The organism is Saccharopolyspora halophila (assembly GCF_039531955.1).
In the GTDB taxonomy this organism is placed as follows: domain Bacteria; phylum Actinomycetota; class Actinomycetes; order Mycobacteriales; family Pseudonocardiaceae; genus Saccharopolyspora; species Saccharopolyspora halophila.
Genome location: NZ_BAAARA010000029.1, coordinates 1 through 1,228, shown reverse-complemented (window position 1 = coordinate 1,228; position 1,228 = coordinate 1). Strand labels below are relative to the sequence as shown.

Here is a 1,228-nt window from a genome sequence, read left to right as displayed (position 1 = left end):
TCCACGCGGGCGCGGAGCCTGGTGCTGGTGGTCTCGTCGAAGCCGGGTTTGAGGGCTTCGGCGATGATGTCGGCGACCTCGGTGAACTCGGTCTTGCCGAAGCCGCGGGTGGCCAGTGCGGGGGTGCCGACGCGCAGGCCCGAGGTGACCATCGGCGGGCGCGGGTCGTTGGGGACCGCGTTGCGGTTGACCGTGATGCCGATCTCGTGGAGGCGGTCCTCGGCCTGTTGCCCGTCGAGTTCGGAGTCGCGCAGGTCGACCAGCACGAGGTGCACGTCGGTGCCGCCGGAGACGAGGTTGACGCCGGCCTCGGCGGTGTCAACCGCCTTGAGCCGTTCGGCCAGGATCTGGGCGCCCTCGACGGTGCGGCGCTGGCGGTCCTTGAACTCCTCGCCGGCGGCGATCTTGAACGCCACGGCCTTGCCGGCGATGACGTGCTCGAGCGGGCCGCCCTGCTGGCCGGGGAAGACCGCGGAGTTGAACTTCTTGGTGAACTGCTCGTCGTTGGACAGGATCACGCCGCCGCGCGGGCCGCCCAGGGTCTTGTGCGTGGTGGTGGTGACCACGTGCGCGTGCGGCAGCGGGCTGGGGTGCACGCCGGCCGCGACCAGGCCCGCGAAGTGGGCCATGTCGACCATGAGGTAGGCGCCGACCTCGTCGGCGATCTCGCGGAACCGCTTGAAGTCGAGCTGGCGGGGGTAGGCCGACCAGCCAGCGATGATCATCTGCGGTTGGTTCTCCCGGGCCAGCCGCGCGACTTCGTCCATGTCCACGCGGTGGTCGTCATCGCTGACGGTGTAGGGCACGACGTTGTAGAGCTTGCCGGAGAAGTTGATCCGCATGCCGTGCGTGAGGTGGCCACCGTGGGCGAGGTCGAGGCCCATGATGGTGTCGCCGGGCTTGAGCAGGGCGAACATGGCCGCGGCGTTGGCCTGGGCGCCGGAGTGCGGCTGGACGTTGGCGTAGCTGGCGCCGAAGAGGTCCTTGACCCGGTCGATGGCCAGCTGCTCGACGACGTCGACGTGCTCGCAGCCGCCGTAGTAGCGCTTGCCCGGGTAGCCCTCGGCGTACTTGTTGGTCAGCACCGAGCCCTGCGCCTGCAGTACCGCCTGCGGAGCGAAGTTCTCCGAGGCGATCATTTCCAGCGTGTTCTGCTGGCGGCCCAGTTCGGCGCCGACCGCCGTCGCCACCTCCGGGTCCACCGCGGCGAGCGCGTCGTTGAACAGAT

General features: G+C 69.6%; 1 protein-coding gene. It reads right to left on the bottom strand.

The window, feature by feature from the left end; genetic code table 11:
- Window positions 1-1,226, bottom strand: a 1,226-nt coding sequence (gene glyA / locus ABD289_RS25100; RefSeq protein WP_344138106.1) for a serine hydroxymethyltransferase, incomplete at its 3' end; no start/stop codon positions are given.
- Window positions 1,227-1,228 lie beyond the last annotated feature (2 nt).